This window comes from Psychrobacter sp. NPDC078929 (assembly GCF_050267985.1).
GTDB lineage: Bacteria > Pseudomonadota > Gammaproteobacteria > Pseudomonadales > Moraxellaceae > Psychrobacter.
On record NZ_JBNNFX010000002.1, the window covers coordinates 225,053 to 248,025 of the forward strand.

General features: G+C 44.2%; 18 protein-coding genes. 4 read left to right on the top strand and 14 right to left on the bottom strand.

The genetic code is table 11. The features are described 5' to 3' along the window. Window positions 1-70 precede the first annotated feature (70 nt). The gene (locus ACQKCG_RS02160; protein WP_102092960.1) at window positions 71-982 is read left to right on the top strand and encodes a lysine exporter LysO family protein; all 912 of its coding nucleotides are present in this window, start codon (window positions 71-73) and stop codon (window positions 980-982) included. Window position 983: 1 nt separating this feature from the next. Here ACQKCG_RS02160 and ACQKCG_RS02165 read toward each other — a convergent pair whose 3' ends face one another. The 3 genes from ACQKCG_RS02165 to ACQKCG_RS02175 form a co-directional block, all read right to left on the bottom strand. After that, window positions 984-2,216, bottom strand: a complete 1,233-nt coding sequence (locus ACQKCG_RS02165) for a PIN domain-containing protein (protein WP_201555939.1) — start codon at window positions 2,214-2,216, stop codon at window positions 984-986. Between the two features lie 37 nt (window positions 2,217-2,253). Beyond that, window positions 2,254-3,537: an FAD-dependent monooxygenase gene (locus tag ACQKCG_RS02170; protein WP_201555941.1), complete on the bottom strand. Its 1,284-nt coding sequence runs from the start codon at window positions 3,535-3,537 to the stop codon at window positions 2,254-2,256. Between the two features lie 167 nt (window positions 3,538-3,704). Beyond that, on the bottom strand, window positions 3,705-5,033 hold the full coding sequence (locus ACQKCG_RS02175) for a UbiH/UbiF/VisC/COQ6 family ubiquinone biosynthesis hydroxylase (RefSeq protein ID WP_201555943.1): 1,329 nt from the start codon (window positions 5,031-5,033) through the stop codon (window positions 3,705-3,707). Between the two features lie 589 nt (window positions 5,034-5,622). Here ACQKCG_RS02175 and ACQKCG_RS02180 point away from each other — a divergent pair. Both ACQKCG_RS02180 and ybeY read left to right on the top strand, forming a co-directional pair. Then, window positions 5,623-6,726 (top strand): PhoH family protein, encoded by a 1,104-nt coding sequence (locus ACQKCG_RS02180; RefSeq protein WP_201555944.1) that lies wholly within the window; start codon window positions 5,623-5,625, stop codon window positions 6,724-6,726. Window positions 6,727-7,043: 317 nt separating this feature from the next. Then, window positions 7,044-7,643: an rRNA maturation RNase YbeY gene (gene ybeY / locus ACQKCG_RS02185; protein ID WP_201555945.1), complete on the top strand. Its 600-nt coding sequence runs from the start codon at window positions 7,044-7,046 to the stop codon at window positions 7,641-7,643. A 49-nt stretch (window positions 7,644-7,692) separates the two neighbouring features. Here ybeY and ACQKCG_RS02190 read toward each other — a convergent pair whose 3' ends face one another. Both ACQKCG_RS02190 and ACQKCG_RS02195 read right to left on the bottom strand, forming a co-directional pair. Then, window positions 7,693-8,568, bottom strand: coding sequence for a mechanosensitive ion channel family protein (locus ACQKCG_RS02190; protein WP_102092965.1), 876 nt, complete (start codon window positions 8,566-8,568; stop codon window positions 7,693-7,695). A gap of 175 nt (window positions 8,569-8,743) precedes the next feature. Continuing rightward, on the bottom strand, window positions 8,744-9,631 hold the full coding sequence (locus tag ACQKCG_RS02195; RefSeq protein WP_201555946.1) for a TonB family protein: 888 nt from the start codon (window positions 9,629-9,631) through the stop codon (window positions 8,744-8,746). A 581-nt stretch (window positions 9,632-10,212) separates the two neighbouring features. Between ACQKCG_RS02195 and ACQKCG_RS02200 the strand changes: the two genes are divergently transcribed. Further along, window positions 10,213-10,992 carry a hypothetical protein gene (locus ACQKCG_RS02200; RefSeq protein WP_224737876.1) on the top strand — a complete coding sequence of 260 codons (780 nt, stop codon included), beginning with the start codon at window positions 10,213-10,215 and terminating at the stop codon, window positions 10,990-10,992. A 108-nt stretch (window positions 10,993-11,100) separates the two neighbouring features. Here the strand turns inward: ACQKCG_RS02200 and ACQKCG_RS02205 are convergent, their stop codons facing one another. The 9 genes from ACQKCG_RS02205 to nuoG all read right to left on the bottom strand — a co-directional run bounded on the left by ACQKCG_RS02205 (window position 11,101) and on the right by nuoG (window position 22,963). Further along, the gene (locus ACQKCG_RS02205) at window positions 11,101-11,928 is read right to left on the bottom strand and encodes a ferredoxin--NADP reductase (protein WP_201555947.1); all 828 of its coding nucleotides are present in this window, start codon (window positions 11,926-11,928) and stop codon (window positions 11,101-11,103) included. 193 nt (window positions 11,929-12,121) lie between these two features. Continuing rightward, the gene (locus ACQKCG_RS02210; protein ID WP_201555948.1) at window positions 12,122-13,600 is read right to left on the bottom strand and encodes an NADH-quinone oxidoreductase subunit N; all 1,479 of its coding nucleotides are present in this window, start codon (window positions 13,598-13,600) and stop codon (window positions 12,122-12,124) included. A gap of 3 nt (window positions 13,601-13,603) precedes the next feature. After that, a complete protein-coding gene (gene nuoM, locus ACQKCG_RS02215) occupies window positions 13,604-15,229 on the bottom strand; it encodes an NADH-quinone oxidoreductase subunit M (RefSeq protein ID WP_201555950.1) in 1,626 nt (541 codons plus the stop codon). A 2-nt stretch (window positions 15,230-15,231) separates the two neighbouring features. After that, window positions 15,232-17,106, bottom strand: coding sequence for an NADH-quinone oxidoreductase subunit L (nuoL, locus tag ACQKCG_RS02220; protein ID WP_201555952.1), 1,875 nt, complete (start codon window positions 17,104-17,106; stop codon window positions 15,232-15,234). Window positions 17,107-17,110: 4 nt separating this feature from the next. Further along, a complete protein-coding gene (gene nuoK, locus ACQKCG_RS02225) occupies window positions 17,111-17,419 on the bottom strand; it encodes an NADH-quinone oxidoreductase subunit NuoK (RefSeq protein ID WP_025653102.1) in 309 nt (102 codons plus the stop codon). Window positions 17,420-17,517: 98 nt separating this feature from the next. Next, the gene (gene nuoJ / locus ACQKCG_RS02230; protein WP_201555953.1) at window positions 17,518-18,249 is read right to left on the bottom strand and encodes an NADH-quinone oxidoreductase subunit J; all 732 of its coding nucleotides are present in this window, start codon (window positions 18,247-18,249) and stop codon (window positions 17,518-17,520) included. Beyond that, window positions 18,246-18,794, bottom strand: coding sequence for an NADH-quinone oxidoreductase subunit NuoI (gene nuoI, locus ACQKCG_RS02235; protein ID WP_010198902.1), 549 nt, complete (start codon window positions 18,792-18,794; stop codon window positions 18,246-18,248). The genes nuoJ and nuoI overlap by 4 nt, the downstream gene beginning before the upstream one ends. Before the next feature lie 55 nt (window positions 18,795-18,849). After that, entirely contained in the window at window positions 18,850-19,893 is a 1,044-nt protein-coding gene (gene nuoH, locus ACQKCG_RS02240) for an NADH-quinone oxidoreductase subunit NuoH (protein WP_227678826.1), read from the bottom strand. A 1-nt stretch (window position 19,894) separates the two neighbouring features. Next, window positions 19,895-22,963, bottom strand: coding sequence for an NADH-quinone oxidoreductase subunit NuoG (gene nuoG, locus ACQKCG_RS02245; protein ID WP_201555954.1), 3,069 nt, complete (start codon window positions 22,961-22,963; stop codon window positions 19,895-19,897). Between the last annotated feature and the right edge of the window lie 10 nt (window positions 22,964-22,973).

Below are 22,973 nucleotides of genomic sequence, written 5' to 3' on the forward strand. Positions count from 1 at the left end.
ATTAACCTTATATGGTACAATCTTCAGCTTCTTAAAAACGCCTTATTAAAAATGCTGCGAGCCCTTTATCATGGAAAGCCTAGTCACCCTTGTTCTGGTATTAATGCCAATGTTTATTGGCTTTGCCATTCCGTCTAACCCTACTATGACAAAATTGGCCGACAAAGGTCTATCATACTTGGTATTTATTATCCTAGCGTTGATCGGTATTGAGCTGTCTCAGGTAGAAGGTCTAGGTAATCAGTTGGGTGAAATTGCCTTATATGTCACTGTATTATCGATACTGACGATTGGTTCAGGTTTATTTGGGCTGATGTTGTTCGATCATCTGCGCCCGTGGCATGCCAAAAAACCAAGCGTAAAATCTAAAGAGCATCGGGTGAGCATTCGAGGTAGCTTGGCGCAAGTGGTTTGTGTGGTGATCGGGATGGTGATTGGCTATTTCTTGCCTGCTGATTATATGCCGCCTGAAAACTCTATGACTGTCATGCTGATGATTTTGATTTTACTGGTCGGTATAGGCTTAAAAGGATCGGGCATCACCTTAAAAGAAGTACTGTTAAATAAACGCGGCGTAGAAATGAGTGTCATCTTTACGCTAGCGGTATTGGCGGGTGGGCTTATCTTTGCACTACTATTTACGGATGTGTCATGGACGAAAGGCTTAGCACTATCGTCAGGGTTTGGTTGGTACTCGCTATCAGCGATTGTCATGACCGATGCTTATGGCGCGGTTTGGGGTAGTGTCGCGTTGTTTAATGACTTGGTACGCGAGTTCTTTGCGTTAATCTTTATTCCGGTATTTATGCGCAAATACCCCTCCGCTGCGGTTGGGCTTGGCGGCGCGACCAGCTTAGACTTTACCTTGCCTATCATTCAGCAGTCAGGTGGTCTAAAAGTCGTGCCACTAGCGATTAGCTTTGGTTTCCTAATTAATATTGTCTCGCCAGTACTGATGGTGTTCTTTTCGGCGCTTGGCTAAGCTATATTTTGTAGATCAGCTTATTCGTATTTGATATTACGATAACTTTATTTTTAACCATCTGTGTAACTAGCTTATCGATGACTTTAGGGTCTTCATTGCGTAAATGGCTTTTAAGATAGTTTGTTAAACTTGACTTTTTGGATGGTCGAGTACCTGCTGGTCTACTTTTTAGCTGTGCTATTGCACGTTGATATGTTGTAGCAGAGTCTTTGCTATTCTTATTATCATCTTGTGAAACTTTACTCGAATTTCCTTTGATATTATCGAAAGGTGAGTAATAGATAGCTTTATTATCTTGTTTTATTATGTCCTTCTTTTTGAGGTACGTTACAACTAAATCAATTTGATCCTGACTATTTGCTTGGCGATAACTTGCAAGTTTTTGCTTTATCACATTATTCAATCCATCAATTTCTTTTGCCTTACTTCGTAAAACTTGATCAGTGACTAAATCTAATATTCCTTGACTGTCTACTTTATAACTTAGTTTTTCTCCATTTTCATCAAGTCTAATAAGTCCTGCTTTGATAAATTTTCCAAAAACCTGTTCAAAAATATAATCTTGCTCAGTACTATTGAATCTCTCTAGTACTTTCACTGGAACGTACTTCTTTATCGAGTACAATAGGTTGGATTTATAGCTCGGTAAAAAAACCTTACGATTGACAATGCTATCAAAAACCAATACATAACACTCATGTATAACCGATTTGGGAACGCTCTCTTCAAGGCTTTGCGCTAAAGATTTCTTATTGTCCATGGCAACGCTAGTAACGTCATCACACAAAACATGATGACTATCTTCGATGACAAGTTGGCTTTTTTTTATATCTGATGCACTTTCTATGTTTGACTCGTAAGCCACAGTTAGCTGATTAGCATTTTCTAACCGCATGATGTTCATACCATCATAAGCACTATTGAGATGCTCAACCAAGATATCATAACCACTATCTCTTGCTAAAATACAAACATCAGCACTAGGATCAATTTCAGAGATTTTGCCAAGATAAAAAGACAAGTAAAAATCTAGCGCATTCTTCCCTGCATGTTGCATCTTAATAATGTGCACATTTTCATTATCAAACCTGAGCAAGTTTTCAACCAATTCAAGAGGTAAACTCTTCTGCTGATTGATACCCAAAAACAGCCATACATGGCATTTATCCACCTCTACATTATCGAAGCTTTTAGGCTGAATGTTTTCATAATCAATTAAAATATGCTTCATCAAAATATTCTTATCATTTAATAAAAGTTACGATTACTTATACCCCACTCGCCTGCTTCGCAAATAAGCGCATCAATGGCTTGATTTTGCTGACGCGGTACATGCCTTCATTACGAATTTGCTGCACAGGACGCATTTGGGCAAGCGACCCTGCAAATAACCAGTTAAGCGCAGAAAAGCTATGCATCATTAGGCTATTATGCGGACGACGCGAACGCTCATAATGACGTAGCGTTTGATTGCTGCCCCAAAGCGTACCGCCACTACGGGTATAGTCATGCGTTAACTGCTCAGACAATGCTTGCACATCCAGCATACCGAGGTTCAACCCTTGGCCTGCTAACGGATGTACGCCATGAGCAGCGTCACCGATCAGCACCAAGTTATCAGCGACGTAGCTTTTCGCTTGCTGTGCTGCTAATGGAAAACTAGCGATAGACTCAATCTGATTAATCGCACCCAACTCGTAATTGCTGGCAGCTGCTAACTTATCAGCGATAAATCGATCTTCTTCCTCTATCAACGCCAATGCCTGATTGCGTGGCAATGTCCATACGATTGACTGCCAATGCTGCGGGCTTGCCTTATCAACATCGGTTATATCTGCTAATGGCAATAGTGCCAACGTACCTGTCGGTAGCATAGCTTGGCGTGCTGTCGCTTGATGCGGTTTCTCAGTCTGAATCGCACAGCAGATGGCAGTTTGATTATAGTCAAGTGTATCTACGCCAATCCCTGCTTGCTGACGGACAAATGAACCGCGACCATCAGCACCAACTAACAGACGCGAATCAATCGCTTCGCCATTGTCCAGAGTTACACGGTAGCCTTGCTGCGCCCCTAGCCAATCCATATTGACAACTTTATGACCAGCGATAAGGGTCAGATAGTCACTGACATCAGCTTCGTGCAAGCGTTGCCATAATGCGTGCTCGATAACAGCAGGCTCAACCATACTACCTAATAATGTAGGCTCATGAGTTTCACTACTATTATCCTCGGCGCTGCTATCTTCACTTTCGCCAAATAACAACTCACCCATACCATTGAGCTGCCATACCTGCATTTGCGAGTAGTCTGCTTTGCGTTTAGAGGCGGCAATATGTTGCCAAGCGCCAATGTCTTCAAGTAAATTAATACTAGCCATACTAAGTGCATAGACACGTGCATCACGTTTGCTAAGTACATGTTGCCAAGCTGATTCATCACGTGCAGGACGGGCATCAATCAACGTCACTGGCATTTTGTCTTGCGCCAACTTTAGAGCAAGCGTTGCCCCAACAATACCGCTACCGATAATCAACGTATGGTTGTTCTTCATAAGGTGTCTCTCAATATTGCTCAATATTAGAATGATGATTATCAATCTTAATTACAGTTAGTTGATTCAGTTTAAGAGAGAAACAAGGCAACCGAGTGCAGATGTATAGGCAATACTTCAAGCGAGGTTAACGCTGTCACTCTTTTAAAGAGGATTTAACTATAGCGCTATGATTTTAGACCCATCGCATAAGTGGCGACTAGTGGCTTGATATTTGGCAATTTATCAAAGGCCAATAGCGCCATATTTCGCGCCAGCTTAATCGCTGGGTTAGGATGCGTGAAGCCGTGTACTACCGCATCACAAAAACGAATCACTCGCTTCTGGTCAGTTTGACGTGCTTTCTCATAACGCTTTAATAGCTGTGCATCACCAATATCTGCGCCTTTGAGTACTTGTGCATTTAGCATTTGTGCCAGCACATGTGCGTCTCGCATACAGAGATTAAACCCTTGACCAGCGACAGGATGCAGAGTGTGAGCGGCATTGCCCATAATGACGCAGCGCCCTTCTACCTGCTTATCCGCTAGTACGCGGGTCAATGGATAGGCGCCGCGGCGACCAGCAGCGGTGAACTTGCCAGCGCGTTGACCGAAAGCTTGCTGTAGGGTCTGCAAGAAATGGGCGTCGTCTTCCAAATACCTGGTTTCTTCACCCGTTGGGCATACCCACACCACAGAGCGCCTGTAACCTTGTTGATACTCATCGTTGCCATCGCCCTCTGGATCGGTCAGTGGGAGCACGGCAAGTGGGCCAGCTGGACTGAAACGCTCAATCGCTGCATGCTCGTGTGGCGTATCTGTCTCTACTACCCCGACGATGGCCGTTTGCTGATAGTCATACGTGGTTGTACTAATATCTAGCAGTTGGCGTACTGTAGAATCGCGCCCATCACAAGCGACTAATACGCTAGCTTGCAGCTGCTGCTCGTTTTCGGCTTCATCGTTATAATTAAAGCTAAGTGTCACACTATCGGCCTGCTGCTGGACAGTCGTCACATTGGCATTATCTATCAAGGTAATTAGTGGCTCTTGCTGTGCGGCTAATAAAAGTTTACGACCCAGCCAAGCGTTTTCGATGACTTGTCCAAATGACTCGACCTTTTCCTCTGCTTTATTCAGCTGCGCACGCCCAAAACTGCCTTGCTCACTAATCTGCACGGTATCGATACGGCAGGCATGGCTCTGTAACTCATCCCACAGTCCAATCTCTTGATATATTTGTACCGTGCGCCGCGATAAAGCCGTATTGCGACTGTCTAAATAATGGCTGCGAGCACTATCATCCGTTGGACTGATGGTTGGATAGCTGTTTTTTTCTAACAAGGTGCTCGCAATACCGTGATGGGCCAATAGCAATGCAAAGGACAAACCAACATGACCACCACCCGCGATAAGCACTTGCTGGTCAGTTATCGCTTCTTTCTTTTTAGAGATGCTGTCGAACTTTTTAGGTATGTTGTCAGCATTGGATAAATGTGAATCAGTATCTTGCATCGTTATTTTCCTATTATAATCTTTTGGACAAGCAATTTATTAGTGATAGATAGCCGCTCGTCACTGACTTTATTTTATAATTTTTATCATTTCACTACTGTTGTTAGATGGGTTGCAGCAACCTATGGTATCGCCCATAGATTACCACAAATTGTCTATTATGCCGTGGTCTTAACAGTAGACAAATCGTTTCTCCACTCTCATCGTAAACGAGGTTTATTTTTATAAAAATCAAAAATATTAATATGATTAAAGCGCTATCACATGGTGAGTAGCGATGAATTATATAGAACTGACAGCAACATCGAATCAATCTATAGAAAATCGCTGTAGAGTTGCAATCAGCATACAAAAACAGCGTTATCTATCTGATGTATGGCTTGAAATTTAAAAATTCTCTACCATAATGAAGGCAAGACTTTCATTCACGACCTTCCACAATAACAAAAATAATATCGCCGTCATTTGTATCATCTACAATCTTTGTATCACCTAAACACTGTAATTCCACTAACTATTTTATCTCTGCAACCCGCCACGCAATTAAAACCAAATCATAGCGTCGGGTACACAATAAAAGGATAATCGCTTGACTGATTCCATGAGCCGCCGTATTAAGTTTGAATCACTGACTCCAGCACAGCTAAAAACCGTGCTTGGTGAATACAACAATCACATGAAATATATCCAAAAACGCCTCGATATTAAAATCATTCAGCGCCAAGGCGATTTTTGTCTGAGTGGCGATGTGACTAATGTCGAACGCGGTGAACGTATTATCTACAAAATGGTAGATGAAGCACAGAATACTAAAGACATCAGTGCAGAAGAGCTGCATCTCATCATCCAATCTAGCCTCTCTCGTGATGAAGACATCGAAGAAGACGAACAAGATCACGATGACATGGAATATGATGAAGATTTGGATGAGGCTAGCGAGTTTACGCCCATCAGTTTGCGTACGCGTAAGGGTCGCATCGTTCCGCGTGGGGGCAATCAACAGCGTTACGTAAAAAACGTCCTGAGCTCTGATGTGTCGTTTGGTATTGGGCCAGCTGGTACGGGTAAAACGTATCTAGCAGTAGCATGTGCCGTCGACATGCTTGAGCGTAATGAGATTGAGCGTATTTTGCTAGTGCGTCCAGCGGTAGAAGCTGGCGAAAAGCTAGGCTTCTTGCCAGGTGATTTGACCCAAAAAATCGACCCATACTTACGCCCATTATATGATGCGCTCTATGAGATGATAGGCTTTGAGAAAGTCGGTAAAATGATTGAGCGTCAGATTATCGAAGTGGCACCGCTGGCCTATATGCGCGGTCGTACTTTGAATAACTCGTTTGTCATTCTAGATGAAGCGCAAAACACCACGCCTGAACAGATGAAAATGTTTTTGACCCGCTTGGGCTTTGGCTCACGTGCCGTCATTACTGGGGATATTACTCAGGTGGATTTGCCACGTGGTCACAAGTCAGGCTTGGCCCAAGCAATGGATATTCTAAAGGATATCGAAGAGATTCATATCACAAAGTTTGATTCAAAAGACGTCGTACGACATCAATTGGTACAACAAATTGTTGAAGCCTATGATGTGTTTGATGAAGAGCAAATGGCTTTAGAAGAAAAACGTAAGTTTGAACGTATTAAAGAACAAGAGCGTAGACAAGCCGTCGCTAATGCAGCAGCCAATCTGTAATAATTGAGCTAATCATTGAATTACAATCATTTGCTATGAGCATTTATCTTGCATAAGAAAACCGGATTACTAAAAGTAGTCCGGTTTTTTCTTACCAACAGTTTATTGAATTTAGCTCTTTCGCTACTAGTCGCCTACCAGCAACTTAGCTATAGTAGCCTCTATATATTCTATACATTAGCCTCTATTTATTAGTTAAAAACTTAGCAATGAAAGACAATAATCAAGCTACTTTTATGGTAAAAAATCCGCTAAGTAAATAATGTAAACGATGCAGCATTAGAAACGCATTTATTTATAATAAAAAGGACAGCAATATGAGCCAACCTGACAATACTAATTTTGACGACAAGATCGCTAGCAACCATGCCAGCTTAGCAGCACTTGATATCAGTGCGACCGACAGTATTGATGACGAAGTATTAGATACTTTTTATAATCGCGAGCATTTACTAACAGTCATGATGGCGACTTTAGATTATATAAATGGTCGTATTAATAATGGTCTGACCCTACCCTATTTTGCAGATATTGATCCTGAGCTGTGGCAGGAAAAATCTAAAACTCTAGATATATATATCACTGATGACGTCGAAGGCTGTGCTCTAAATCTAGAAGCACGCGGCAAGGACTATGCGACTAATATTTTGTCTTATCCAAGCGAATTACCTGCTGCAGTCATTGAGCTGATGCCAACATTACCTCTTGGTGAGCTAATTATCTGTCATGAAGTGATGGTGCGTGAAGCGGCTGAACAGGACAAAACCGTGGCGCAGCACATTAGCCATTTGCTAGTGCATGGCGTGCTACACCTACTAGGTTTTGATCATGAGCTCGGACAAGCTGAACAAGATGAGATGGAGTACTTTGAAATTGAGATTTTGGCAGGCTTAAACCTACCAAATCCTTATGTCTAAACTAGCACTGCTCTATTAAACAGTCTTCTAACTATTAAGCAGCTATCAATCAATCTTTAGATAGTGGTAGCTTTTGCGCTTGACCCATTTGGTTGATCATATGATCCAAGCCTTTAACATGGACACTGCGCTGCGGGAATGGAATCTCAATCTTCTCATCATCTAAAGCTTGCTTGAATTGCTCTAGTAGCTCGCATTGCATCGACCACCAGTCAGCATTGGTTGTCCAAACGTTTAGGGTAAGATCTACTGAGTTGTCGCCTAGATTGGTCACTCGCACGATAGGCTCAGGATCAGTGAAAGCCAATGGGTTGTTTCTTGCCAGACTTAACATCACGTCTTTAGCCGTTTTGATATCAGCATCATAGCCAATACCGACAGTGATATCGACGCGGCGATTGGGTAGCGCTGTATAATTGACCACAGGTGAAGTCGTGATATCGCTATTAGGAATGATGATATCGTGATTGTTAATGGTCGTCAGATGGGTATTAACCAAGGTGATCTCTGTCACTGTACCTGTGTAGCTACTAATCTGTACGTAATCGCCGCGTACAAACGGGCGAAACGTCACAATCATAATACCAGCGGCAAAATTTGATAACTGGTCTTTTAGTGACAAACCAACGGCAACAGCGGCACCACCTAAGATTGCGACGACCGACGTAGTCTGTACACCGACTTTGCTAAGTGCAGCTAAAATCACTACGACCAGTAGCACGCCATACAATAGGCGACTTAAAAAACTAGCAACTGTCTCGTCCAGATGGCTACGCGTCATCAAGCGATCGGAAAAAGCGACTGCCTTTTTGGCAAGCCAACGTCCAACGATAAATATAAGTATTGCTAAAGCGACTTTAATGACCAACTCTAGGGCATTGCTCGTTAAGGTAGCGACATCGACGGTAAAACCTAAAAATTCCATACTGACTCTTTATTTTATAGCTGTGTGTTATGAACTTGGGTATCTGTAATGATAAAAAATGGTGCGTTAAGTGTTATTCTTAACAATTGTATTTTCGGTGATATTTTTTCAGCAACTTTATTTTCAGTAGCTTTTTTCTTAGTGCTTGTCTTCTTAGTGCATAAATACATTAACCTTAGTACGTTACTTCGACTGTATCACTATAGCGGTAAGTACGTATCAAGCGCAGCTCGACGATATCGCTCATGTCTTCGGTGAATTTACCAAAAGGTGCAGCTTGTCGTACCGACTGCTTGGCCGCTTCATCCAATATCGTAGAGTTTGAGCTTTCAAGCAAACGAATGGCTTTGATATTGCCGTCGTTACTTATGATAACCATAAGGCGTACTTCACCCGTAATGCCTTGGGCGCGCGCTTGCACGGGATAATGCAAGTTGCCCACACGCTCGACATGCTCGCGAAATGTGTTGATATAATCTGCTGCCGCACCCCGTGTGGTCGAATTACTATCCATGGTCACGACTTTGGATTTGGTCGCGTAGACCTGCTGACGCTGAGATAGCTGAGCTTCTAAGGTGGCAATCTGCTTACGTAGCCGCTCTTCTTGTGCCATCGCATCATCTTGCGCTTGCTCGCTGTCGTTATCCGACTCTACAGTAGCCTGACGCCAACTTAACGTCGTGCGTAGATAACTTTCTTGATAGCGCTGCTGACGCACTTTACGCTGTAAGTTAACGATGTCTTGAGTCTCACTCATTTGCTCAGCAGACATTGCACTTAGCTGATTGTTCTCTTGTCTTAGCTGCTCTTCTATTGTACCGCCGCCCTCTTGCGAAGCATTGGCAATAAAGTGCGCATCTTCGTTAGGCTTCATGTTATCGGTCAGTACCTTTGCCACATCTTGCATCATAGCAGCTGGGTCTTTTCCCATAGAAAAGCTAATCCCGAAAATAATCAGCACATGAACAGCTACCGCAATAACAATGGCGACAGGCAAACTTATATCGCGCTTGGGCGCTTGCGCCGAAAAATGATAGCTCTGTGAGTCTTTTATATAGGCCACAATGAATCTCAGCTTGTGAGCACATCAGTACAAAGCACTATTTAACAAGTGTTGTAACGATAGGCATGATTTATACTGGCGCTATCATAACATGACATAGAATTATGTCGCCAGTATAAGCACTGAGACGGCATTTTGACATCTGCCATACAGTATTGGTAACCTTATCCGCTAATTGAAAAACATGCATTTGAGAATATATAAGGCAGACTAAACACTGTCTATACCAAATGAATTGCTATAAAACGCATGTGTTCATTTTGAAGCCACTGTATTTGTTATATACTGCTTTAGCATAATAGCATTAGTAGCACGATACTTTGCAACAATCAGAACTGTGCATCGTGTTGATTAGGCACGGCAGATTATCAAGCAGCACAGTAAATGTAGATTCACTATGCACTAGTATCAGAGGTCAGTTTTTCGCTTTTGCTACCTATCAGTATAAAAATTACTAATGGTCGTAGATATTTAGAAATTATAGATGATTAGCTTTCGTTCAAATTAACGATAGCCTGCAAAGTTTGTTTAGCCATTTTTACGTCACCGATTGAATGACGCGCCCTATAAGGATAATAAGTTTGAGTGACTTTGATAACGTGAATAATTCAGACAATTTTGATGAGTTCTTCGAGAGTATTGGCTATCGTTTTGACGAGTCATTCGGCAGTGGTTGGGAGCGTATCGCCCAATCGGTTAAAGATATCTATAATAAGACGACGGACAAGTTCGAAGATGAGTTGTCATTGCCAGTGGCACAGACTTACGTTAATGATGCACTACAAAAATTCGTCACCGACAATGTAAAAGCCATTTTAGAGCTACGTGTCGAGATGCATGAGGATTGGTTTCGTTTGTACTGCACTGTCAATGCAGGCGGCATCTATGCCGAGGTGGCAAGTAACTTTAGCTTAGTTCACGTCCAACTCGATCGCAATGTGCAACGCTTTGTATTTGGTCAGCAAACTTATACCGATATATTGAATCTGCGCTGCGAATCTTTCGTGAAACGTCAAGGCGTCAAACTGGCGATTTGGTTTTATCATAGCGTCCTCAAAAAAGACCCTTTAGGCTTTATTCTGTCGTACGTCAATATTGCTCGCGCAAAAGACGAAGTGATTTATCTCGATATCCATCGTTGGTTAAAAAACAACAAGAAAATCATGAGTACCTTGCATAAGGTACAGATAAATTATGGCGAGCTAGAAGAAGAGCAAATGATTTTGAAGGCTCAAATCAACTATCGTGATTTACTGGCGGCCAGCAGTAACGAAGATATCATCGGTGATGATGATGATCCTGAATTGATGCAAGGCCCTATTAACCCTGTAGACGATGCGACTGAACCAAGCCAAGAGTAAGTCGCTAATGTTTCATCCCATAAGACAATGTTTTATCCCATAAAAAAACGCTGCAGCTTAGAGGTTATTGGCCTTATAGATGCAGCGTTTTTTTATGGGAGTCGTCAACTACCAGTAGTTCTCTACGGCAATATTACCCTCACCGCGGCGATTCATTACCAGTCCCAATGTCTTTAACGCCTCTTTGGTATCTTCTACCATGTCTGGGTTGCCACATAGCATGACATGCGTAGTATCAATATCTAATGCGATACCTGCGCGCGCTTGTAACGTACCCTCTAGCAGTAGCTTCGGCAGACGCTCTGACAATGTGCCTTCAACAGGCTCACGAGTGACGATTGGGATGAAGATAAGCTTTGCTGGATTATCAACCAGCGTGCCAAAATCTTCTTGTAGGCTTTCGATTTTCTCAACGTAAGCAAGTTCATCGAGCGAGCGGGCACTATAAGCCAATACAATGTGCTCGTAATCTTCCCATGTCTTTAAATCTTGTAGCATCGACAAAAACGGTGCTAAACCAGTCCCTGTTGCTAGCAGCCATAAGTCTTTTGGCAATGGTTTTTGGTAACGTGCTAACGTCAAAAATCCAAATGGCATGGTATTAAGCAGTAGCTCATCACCCACTTGTAAGTGCTGTAATTGCGAGGTAAATGCACCATCCGGTATCACGATAGAGAAAAACTCTATCACCTCATCAAATGGCGAAGAGACAATCGAATACGCGCGAAAAACATCTTCATTCAATGCGGTATCAGCAGTTTCATCACTTGCATCAGTCTGTTGATAATATTTTAATTGACTAGGATTGACGCCTAAACGTACAAACTGCCCCGCTGTAAACTTAAAACTATCGGGACGGCTGACGGTAAAGCTAAATAAATTGGGCGTCCATGTAGTTTTACTGAGCACCGTTACGGTTTGAATATTATCACTCATAATTATTCGTCACTTATACTTTATTAAACTGTATTTTTATAAGATACCTTTGATAGGCAAAAGAAGATAAATACCAAAAAGGTAAGCATAAAAAAGATGCGCCAAGCTTATCATAAAGCTGGCGCATCTTGGTTTTTTAACCGTAACAACAGATAGATCGCAGCGACTTATCTGTTGTATTAACTCAGCGACATTACCAAATGCGAGCCAAACTTGCCCACTCAATCATACTATTTGGCAAGATACCAAAGAATAGAATAATCGCCGTCACAGCAATGACCATAATACCACCGGTACGAATACCCCATTGCCCAGACACGTCAAACTCGATGAACTGCTTAGGACGTTTGAACAGCGTGAGTAACACACGTAAGTAGTAGAATAGACCAATCGCACTGCCCAAGATAATCATCGCAGCCAAGAACCAGTTGGTGCCTTGTACCGCAGCTAAGATAGCAAATAGCTTAGTGATAAAGCCTGCCGTCAACGGAATACCAGCCAATGACAACATCATGATAGTCATGACAGCGGTCAATAATGGACGACGCCAGAATAGCCCTTGATAATGGGTCAACTCATCGGCTTCACCAGATAAGCGATACGGACTCGACATCAACGTCACTACACCAAAGGCACCGATAGAGGTAAAGGCATAAACCGCCATATACATACTAGAGATACTATCAGCGGCCGAGCCAATGCTGACAATCACGATCATCACATAACCCATATGGGCAATAGATGAGTAACCGAGTAGACGTTTCAGGCTAGTTTGACGTACTGCCAATAAGTTACCTACCAAGATAGATAAAGTGGCCATTACCATCAATAGCATCTGCACTGATGGCAATGCCAGCAAAGCAGTATCGATTAAGAAACGCACGGCTAGTGCCATCATCGCCACTTTTGATACTGATGCTAAAAAGGTAGCGATAGGCGCTGGTGCACCTTCGTAAACATCTGGCGTCCACATATGGAAAGGAGCAGCTGAGAGTTTAAAGGCGATACCAAACATCATCATTGCCGCGCCCAGTATCAGTAGTGGCGACTCAAAGATATTGCCTAGCACCATGCTGATTGGCTTAAATGCTAGCGAGCCTACTTCTGCATAGATAAAGGCCATACCCATAAGCAACGTCGCTGATGCAGTCGCCGACAATACCAAATATTTCAATCCCGACTCAAGTGACTGGTTGCGCATATAAGTATAAGCAAGCAAACCATATAGTGGTACTGATAGCATCTCTAGGCTCATAAAGAATGACGCCATATGCTGCGCGCTTACCATGAGTAATGCACCAATGGTCGATAGCAGCATGAGCAAGTACAGCTCTTCTTTATTGTCTTTTAGGTTGGCCAGATACGCATAAGACAGCGTACAACAAGCCAAGGCACAGATAAAAATCACCACCATATTAAACTGAGCAAAGTTATCAATAACAAATAACTGCTCAGCATTTGGCGCGATAGATCCGCTTTCAATCACACCGATCATCTGACCGATCAGGGTAAATAGACCAATGTTTAAGCCTGCCACCGTAATCGTACCAGTGACCATGTGCGAGCGTTTAAAGGTAATCGCGATCATAACCGTCAGTACCGTAATCACTACGGCGATAATCGGCGCGTAAGGCAACAATCCTATCAAATCATTCATCGTAATATCATTCATGACTTAACGTGCCTCCATTACATCAAGCAGCTGCGACGCATCTACCTGTGTCACTTGACTGTATATATATGCGTTATTGATCCACTGCATAGCGTGGCTTGAGGTATCAAGGAACGGCTGTGGGTACAGTCCGAGCCATACCAAACCAGCAGCTAATATCAGTAGTAATGACAGCTCGCGCTTGCCCAAATCTTTTAGTTTACGTGCAGGTAAGCCATGTGACTTAGTCTCTCGCTCTGCCAATGCAGCGATGTTGTTTTCACCAAATAACGCGCGATGAATCAAAATCAGTGAATAAAGACCTGCTAATACCAAACTGAATGTCGCAAATACCACAAACACGGGATACTGAGCAAATGAGCCGAATAAAATCATGAACTCGCCAATAAAGTTACCCGTACCTGGAATACCTAGCAGCGCGGCACAGAAGAACATCAATATCGGTGCGTAGTAACGGAACTGCCCCCACATACCACCCATCAAGGTTAAATCGCGTGTATGCAGACGCTCATATAGCTGTCCTGCCATGATGAATAGTGCGGCTGAACTCAAACCATGAGCAAGCATCTGAATCATCAGACCTTGTAAGCTGAGTAGTGTTCCCGCATAGATTGCTAGTACCACAAAACCCATGTGCGAGATACTGGTATAGGCCAGCAAACGCTTCATATCAGTCTGCATAAACGCAAGCCATGCACCGTAGAAGATACCAATCGTACCTAATGTTATCGCTATCGGCGCAAACTCTTGTGACGCTGCTGGAAATAGCGGCAACACAAAACGAATCAAACCATATGCAGCAGTCTTGATGAGCACACCTGCCAAATCCACCGAACCTGCCGTTGGTGCTTGCGCATGCGCATCTGGCAACCAGCCATGAAAAGGTACAATAGGCAACTTCACCGCAAAACCAATGAAGAAGCACAGCATGATGGGATATTCCCAGCCGCCAAGTGACGTACCGAGCAAGTCATTATAGTTAAAGCTGACCACCCCAGTTTGGGCGTAGCTGATAATGACCAATACCAAAATACCGATGAGCATGATAAGCCCAGACGCTTGGGTATAGATAAAGAATTTGGTTGCGGCGTATTCTTTGGTTTTGCCAACCACATCATGACCCCAAATTGCGATCAAGAAGTAGATAGGAACCAGCATCATCTCCCAAAAGAAGAAGAATAAGAATAAGTCAATGGCCAAGAAAACACCGATGACGCCGCCCAAACTCCATAGCAAGTTTAAATGGAAGAAACCAACACGGCGCTGAATCTCATTCCACGAACAAGCAACGGCTGCCACACCAAGCAACCCTGTTAGGGCCACCATCATCAATGACAAACCATCTAGCGCTAAGTGAAAGCTAATACCAAAACTTGGTATCCATGGCACACTGAACTCCGCGACCCAAGGCACGGTAGCATCTGGTGCAATGACCTGCTTACTCATACCGCTAAAATCACCTTGCTGCCAAAGTACCAATGACAAAGCAAAGGTCAACGTCATACCGATCAAGGCAATCCAGCGCGGCAGACGTTTATTAAATCGCTCTACCACCCAGCATAGCAATCCTGCAATAAAAGGAATTGCAATTAATGCTGGTAGCATCCACGTTTGTTGTAACTCAATCATCTTTACACCACCGTCATCATTACCAGCACCAGCAATACAGCCATACCCAAGCCAAAGCTTGTGGCATAACCTCGAAGAGACCCTGTTTGCGTCGCAGACAATACTTTATTACCTGCTGAGGCCAGCTTAGGTAACAGCAACCACGTTTTATCGATAGGGTCGGCTTTAAGTAAGCGGCCGATGAATAAAAAGGGTTTTACAAAAATTACATCATATAGCGCGTCGAAACCTAGGCCATGATAACACCAGTGATATAGCGCCCCACCAATACGTGAGCGCTTAAAGCTAGTGAGCATTCTGCCTTTATTGACGACATACAACAGTGCAGCCAATATCAAACCTGCTGCCATTGCACCCATCGCGATATATTCTGCGGTGTGCTTAGCATGTGCTTGACCTGCAACTTCTAATAGATGACCAACGCTCTCTGGCAACACACCATCTAATGGCGGTGTAATCCAAGCACCAACGGCAGTAGATAGCACTAGCAACACGGTCAAAGGCAACCAATACGATACACCTGATAACTTATGAGCATGGGTCTTCTCTTCGCCAAAGAATATGATCCAAATCATACGGAATGTATAAATCGCGGTTAAGAATGCGCCGAATACACCCATATAAAATAGTACTAAGTGACCTGTGGCATAAGTCTCCCAAAGAATCGCTTCTTTAGAATAGAAACCAACGGTAACCCAAGGTATGGCAGCGAGTGCACCGCCACCGATGATATAACACCAAAATACCAATGGGATCTTTTTACGTAGACCGCCCATCTTAAAGATATCTTGCTCATGATGTACCGCAAGGATGACCGCACCTGATGATAAGAACAGCAATGCTTTAAAGAAAGCATGGGTCATCAGATGGAAGATTGCCCCTTGCCACGCGCCCACGCCAAGCGCTAAGAACATATAGCCAATTTGACTCATGGTCGAATAAGCAAGGATACGTTTGATGTCTGTTTGCGCGAGTGCACAGAATCCAGCAACGACCAACGTCAATGCCCCTACGCCGCCAACCCAATACAATAAGATACCTGGGGTCAGCTCAAACAATGGATGTAGACGAGCAATCAGATAAACACCTGCCGTCACCATCGTTGCCGCGTGAATCAATGCCGATACTGGTGTTGGACCTGCCATCGCATCAGCAAGCCATGTATGTAGTGGCAACTGGGCTGACTTACCCATCGCGCCGCCGACCAACATCATCGTGGTAAGCATCATCGTTGGGTTATTAACATCGAACACTTCTGGCGCGCGCGTAATAATCTCTTGAATATTAAGCGTACCGAATTCGCGGAATAATAAAAACAAACCAAAGGCTAAGAACACATCACCGACACGCGTGACGGTAAAAGCTTTCATCGCGGCACGGCCGTTGGCTCTATCATGGTAATAATAACCAATCAATAGGTACGAACAGATACCCACGCCTTCCCAACCAAGATATAGCAGAAATAAGTCATCTGCGAGTACCAGTAACAACATACTGGCCACAAACAAGTTCATATAGCTAAAGAAACGAGCAAAGCCAGTGTCGCCTTTCATATACCAAGAGGCAAACAGATGAATCAAAAAGCCAATCCCAGTAATGACGCCTGTCATAGTCAATGCAAGACCATCAAAGCTCAAGCCAAAATGTGGCGCAAAATCGCCAACTTGGAACCATGTCCACAGCGGAACCTCTACTACCGTTCCAGCTGGATTGGTGGTCAAAAAGGTATAGCTAACCACTAGCGTGCATAGTGCTGATAACAGCATGCTACCCACGCCAACAATCGCTGCGACCGTCTCTGATAATTTGTCGCGCATAAAGGCTAAAATCAAAAAGCCAATGAGCGGGAATATAAAGGTTAATGGTAATAAACTCATGACATCATCCTTTCATCTCATTGGCGCTATCGACATCGAGATGCCCACGCTGATGATAAAAACGCAATAATATTGCCAGACCAATTGACGCTTCAGCCGCAGCCAAGGTCAAAATAAAGATAAACATAATCTGTCCGTCTGGATCGACCCAGCGACTACCTGCTACTACAAATGCCAATGCTGCCGCATTCATCATGATCTCAAGACTCATTAGCATAAATAAGAAGTTACGTCGTACCATAACGCCGCACAGACCGATGGCAAATAAAATGCCTGCCAAAATCAGTCCATGGCTCATGGGTATCATACCCAGTACATTTTGCGCCTCAGCAACTGGCTGTACTAAGCCTGCCACCTCGTGGGCAAACGGCACGTTTGACACATCTTGTGCCACGCTTGCTGCTAGTACCATTAGTCTGACTCCTTGCGCGTAACTTTATTCGCACCTGCTTTCGTGCCTACCTTCATACCTACATAGTCATGCGGGTCAACATCTTTATATTCGTAAGGCTTAGCCATTTCTACGCCGTCATGCTTTGTAAGCGTACTATCATTGTCGTATTGTTTGATACTGCCTACGCTTGGCTTGAAGTTTTGGCTATCATTACCGATGACCTCATCGTCGACTGTCTCTTTACCTAAATGATAAGCGGCGACCAAGGCTGCCAATAATAGCAATGCTGCTACTTCAACCAGCATAATGTATTTGGTAAATAGCACTGTACCGACTGCTTTGGCAGAGATAGTCGTGCCACCCATCATGACAGCTTCATCGTGATTGAGACCAATCATCGCATAGAGCACAACGGCAATGATTATCGTCAATCCTGTCGGTATCGCCCAAGTGCCGGCATCAAGCCAACGCTCTTCGCGCTCGTCATTGCTCATGCCCAAATTAAGCATCATAATGACAAAGACAAATAGCACCATAATGGCACCAGCATAAACAACAATCTCTAGCGCACCCGCAAACGGCGCTCCTAATACAAAAAATATCCCAGCAATTGCCAGCAACGATACAATCATCGATAAGATAGCATGCACTGGATTGGCCTGAGTCACTACGCGCAGACTGGCAAATACTGCCACTGCTGCAAGCGAATAAAACCCAGCCAGTTCAGGATGGTTCAAAATATTCATCATGGTAGCAAGCTCCTTAGATCAATCGGTGCAGACTCATTTTGTGCTGCGCCTTTTGGTTTATCTGCTACCGCCATACCTGTCACACGATAATAGTTATAATCAGGGTATTTACCTGGTCCTGAAATGAGCAAATGCTCTTTTTCGTAGACCAAATCTTGGCGCTTATATTCACCCAGTTCAAAATCTGGGGTCATTTGAATCGCTGTCGTTGGACAGGCTTCTTCACACAATCCACAAAAGATACAGCGTGAGAAATTGATACGGAAAAACTCTGGATACCAGCGTCCATCTTCACGCTCGGCTTTTTGTAATGAGATACACCCTACCGGACATGCCACCGCACACAAGTTACAAGCGACACAGCGCTCGTCTCCATCAGGATCACGCGTTAGGACAATACGTCCACGAAAACGCGGCGGTACAGGTACCGGCTCTTCAGGATAAAGGATGGTGTCACGCGGTCTGAGCGCATGACTATTGACCATCCACATGCTGCGGACAATGGTAAATATACCAATGACGGTCTTTTTTATGGTAGTAAACATGGGATTATTATCCTTATCAGCTTTACCCTAGTTCATCAGTGATGGCTAGTAATGACTATAACGTTGGGGAAAAGATCAAAATGACCGCAGCAGTAACCAACAGATTGATCAAGGTTACGGGCAGACATACTTTCCAGCCAAAGTTCATCACCTGATCATAACGCGGACGCATGAGTGAGCCTCGAGCCAAAACAAACAATGTCATAAAGAACAGCGTTTTAATCATGAACCAAAAAGCTGGTGGAATAAATGGAATATCTAAATTAAAAGGTGCAAGCCAACCGCCAAAGAACAAGCAAGTCATCAAGGCAGAAATCAAGACAACGTTGACATACTCACCAATAAAGAACATACCGAATTTCATGCCCGAATATTCGACATGGTAGCCTTCGGCAAGTTCTTGCTCTGCTTCTGGTTGGTCAAATGGATGTCTGTGCGTTACCGCCACACCAGCGACCACAAAGGTCAAAAAGCCAAAAAACTGCGGAATGATGTACCAGCCGTCCGCTTGTGACTCAACAATGGCGCGCAGGTTAAATGAACCTGTCAGCGCCACCACACCCATTAATGATAAGCCCAAAAACACTTCGTAACTGATGGTCTGTGCAGCAGAGCGTAGACCACCAAGCAGTGAGAATTTATTAGCAGATGCCCAACCACCGAACATCACGGCATAGACCGCAATACCTGCCATGGCAAAGAAAAATAAAATACCAATATCCCAATCAACCACGCCCAATGTCGGCGAGATAGGAATAATGGCAAATGAGGCCAATGCGGTAAACATGGCAACCGCAGGCGCCAACGTGAACATAAACTTATCGGTAAATTTTGGCGTCCAATCTTCTTTAAAGAAGATTTTGAGCATATCTGCAATGAGCTGCAATGAACCAAAAGGACCAACGCGGTTCGGGCCATAACGGTCTTGCCATAAGGCTAGCATGCGACGCTCATAGACAATCATCATTGCAGCAACCAGTACCACAACTAAAAAGATAACTAGCGATTGACCTACCAAAAACAAAATAGACCAAGCATCAAAGCTTATGCTATTGGCCAAAAAGCTTGGCACATCAGGGATAATACGAGTCACTTGCATATTACACCTCCTGTGTCGTGGTCGGTGCTGCGCTCATATGCTCAGCCACATTATTATTCATATCGTTAGCCATGCTACCCAGCATCGTTACTGGCGCATCTACTTTACGTACTGACGCTGGCATTGATGGATGAATGATACTCACCTGCCCGACTGGATAGCCGATGCAGCCTTCTGCTAGATAACCAACCAACTGTACTGGTAAAGTAATTTGCTGCTTATCAATCTCAATCGCTAAGTAGTCACCAGCAGCGATATTCCAGTCTTTGGCATCATCAATACCGATACGCCATGCGGCAACGGGTAGTTGCTCTGTGACGAGTGGGCTACGTGACGCCATCATTGAGCTGGCATAGATGTTATGAATCGGTACCAGCTTGGCTTGACCTTGTTGTAAATCAGTAGTGTTTGCAGACATAGCCTCTGGCGCAACGTACTGACGCGTCGCTAAGCGCTCTAAATGATCAAACAAGCGCACCCCTGGATCGCCATTTTTTAGATGGCCACCAACTTTGTCTTGGTATTTGTTCCACGCTTGCGGTGAGTTCCAGCCTGCTGCACTGGCAAAAGGAATCATCGAGCTTGGTGTTTCTTTACCGCTATAGCCTTCCATTGAGAAAGTTAAACCTGTGTCCAAATCTTTTGGCTGCATCGGCTCATGTACTGAGATCGGTGCACGTATGGCGGTACGACCTGAGTAACGACGCGGCTGACGCGCAATCTTAAGACCGGTAATACGGTAGTCCGCTTCAGGCGCAGCGCCTTTGATACCCGCAAGTTTAGGGTGCGTTGCGATCAATGCATTAATCACATCATCAAGCTGCGTCCAGTCGACATCACGACCTTCAATGCTGCTATGCACAGCATGTATCCAACGCCAACCTTCTTTGATACTGCTCATCGGATGGTAGTATTCATTATCGTAAACTTGGAAGAAGCGCTGGGCACGACCTTCAGCAGATATTAGGGTACCATCCGCTTCTGCAAAGCTCGCCGCTGGCAATACAATATCGACGTCTTTATGCCAATCAAGGAGCTGATGATCTAACGCAATGACCGTTTTGTCCGTCAATAGCTGCGTCAATTTATTGGCATCAATCGCATCTGTTAGCTGATTTTCTGCAACCACAACCACATCATAATCGGTGGCTAATAGCTCTTCAACTGAGTGACCACCAAGCATACAGACACCCATACTATTGGCATCAGGAACCGTTAAGTAAATACCTGCTTGCGCTTGGTATTTAGTATTAACTTCTTTCAGCTCAAGGTTTTCAGCAGGTTCGCGTTCTATATCGTCCTGTACTTCTGTATCCACACCTGTTTCAGGCTTGTTCGGTTTGGCTGATAGCTCTTTATCTTCTTCAGGCTGATCATTAGCAGACAACGCTTGGGCTTTGACTTTGGCATTATGAGCGTCCACCTGCTGCTGCTCAGTGGATTTTATCGCCTCACGTTTTTGGGTCAATGTTTGGGTAATCTGCGCCGCTGCTTCTATCAATGCGGTAGAAGACAGGCTACTACCTGACACAACCAATGGCTTATCGGCTTGGATCAAGTCATAAGCGATTTGCTGCGCCAATGCTTGCATACCATCAGTATCGATACTGGCATCTTGCTCAGCCGCTTGCGGATCTGCTATTTCTGATAAGTCATCAGAAAGTTTTGCAATCTCATCAGCAACCTTAAAGCCAAGTTTAATAATATCTTCAGGAGTCGCCACCACACTCACTTTACTGATGTCTTCTAGCTTGGTTTGCGTTACATCGATGACATAGACTGGGCTTAGCGCATCTTGAGCGATACGTTTGACTGGTTCGGCAAGCCAAGGCTGCGTTTGCAATGCCGCTGCCATTTTAAGCCCTTCATTTTTTGCCGCTTGGCGTACTGATAGTGCGACTCTTGATGACGTTTGCGTGATATCCTCGCCTAATACGAGCACTGCATCATGCGTTTCGATATCGGTCATGCTAGGGTTATAAATGCCTTCAGTGTTAAGCACTTCGATGCACTTGTTGACCAATGCTTGCTGCTGATGGTTCAAACCTGTTGAAAAACTATCAAAGCCAACTAGGTTTTTTAATGCAAAGTTGGTCTCTAGACTGGCACGCGGTGAGCCAATACCGATGACTTTTTTATCTTTAATACGTTTGATGGTTTCATCAAGTGCATAGTCAATATTGATTTTGACATGCTTGTCATTGATGCGTTCAAGCGCTTGCGTTGGACGATCCGCGCGGTTGACATAGCCGTAACCAAAGCGACCACGGTCACATAAGAAGTAACGGTTCACCTCACCGTTATAGCGGTTTTCGATACGGCGCAATTCACCATAACGCTCACCTGGTGAGATATTACAACCAGCCGAGCAACCATGACAGATGCTAGGCGCATACTGCATGTCCCACTTACGATTGTAGCGATCAGAGTGGGTTTTATCAGTAAACACACCGGTTGGGCAGACTTCAGTCAAGTTACCTGAAAACTCACTTTCAAACTGCCCATCTTTATCACGGCCAAAATAAACACGATTGTTTGAGCCATAAACACCCAAATCTTCGCCGCCCGCGTAGTCTTTATAAAAACGTACACAGCGATAGCAAGCGATACAACGGTTCATCTCATGCGCGATGAATGGACCAAGTTCTTGATTGTGGTGCGTGCGTTTAGTAAAGCGATAGCGACGACGGCTATGACCTGACATATAGGTCATGTCTTGCAAATGACAATGTCCGCCCTCTTCACAGGTTGGACAGTCATGCGGATGGTTGGTCATCAGTAGCTCAACCATCGACTTGCGGAAGGCTTTGGCCTCATCGTCAGTCACAGAGATGTACATGTCGTCGCCAGGAGCGACCATACAGGACATCACTAAACGACCTTTGCCCGCTTCCATGTCGTCTTTATTCTGGAATTGCTTGACGGCGCACTGACGGCACGAGCCAACTGAGCCAAGAGCTGGATGATAACAAAAATACGGCACATCAATGCCGAGTGATAAGCAGGCTTGTAGTAAGTTGTCGCTGCTATCTACTTCGACAGTGGTCCCATCAATATGTATGACTGCCATGCCGCTCTCC

Bases quoted from the DNA above. Each gene is read 5' to 3' on its own strand.
- ACQKCG_RS02160 (WP_102092960.1), top strand. From the start codon at position 71: ATGGAAAGCCTAGTCACCCTTGTTCTGGTATTAATGCCAATGTTTATT.
- ACQKCG_RS02165 (WP_201555939.1), bottom strand. From the start codon at position 2,216: ATGAAGCATATTTTAATTGATTATGAAAACATTCAGCCTAAAAGCTTC.
- ACQKCG_RS02170 (WP_201555941.1), bottom strand. From the start codon at position 3,537: ATGAAGAACAACCATACGTTGATTATCGGTAGCGGTATTGTTGGGGCA.
- ACQKCG_RS02175 (WP_201555943.1), bottom strand. From the start codon at position 5,033: ATGCAAGATACTGATTCACATTTATCCAATGCTGACAACATACCTAAA.
- ybeY (WP_201555945.1), top strand. From the start codon at position 7,044: ATGAGCCAACCTGACAATACTAATTTTGACGACAAGATCGCTAGCAAC.
- ACQKCG_RS02190 (WP_102092965.1), bottom strand. From the start codon at position 8,568: ATGGAATTTTTAGGTTTTACCGTCGATGTCGCTACCTTAACGAGCAAT.
- ACQKCG_RS02205 (WP_201555947.1), bottom strand. From the start codon at position 11,928: ATGAGTGATAATATTCAAACCGTAACGGTGCTCAGTAAAACTACATGG.
- ACQKCG_RS02210 (WP_201555948.1), bottom strand. From the start codon at position 13,600: ATGAATGATATTACGATGAATGATTTGATAGGATTGTTGCCTTACGCG.
- nuoM (WP_201555950.1), bottom strand. From the start codon at position 15,229: ATGATTGAGTTACAACAAACGTGGATGCTACCAGCATTAATTGCAATT.
- nuoL (WP_201555952.1), bottom strand. From the start codon at position 17,106: ATGAGTTTATTACCATTAACCTTTATATTCCCGCTCATTGGCTTTTTG.
- nuoJ (WP_201555953.1), bottom strand. From the start codon at position 18,249: ATGATGAATATTTTGAACCATCCTGAACTGGCTGGGTTTTATTCGCTT.
- nuoI (WP_010198902.1), bottom strand. From the start codon at position 18,794: ATGTTTACTACCATAAAAAAGACCGTCATTGGTATATTTACCATTGTC.
- nuoH (WP_227678826.1), bottom strand. From the start codon at position 19,893: ATGCAAGTGACTCGTATTATCCCTGATGTGCCAAGCTTTTTGGCCAAT.
- nuoG (WP_201555954.1), bottom strand. From the start codon at position 22,963: ATGGCAGTCATACATATTGATGGGACCACTGTCGAAGTAGATAGCAGC.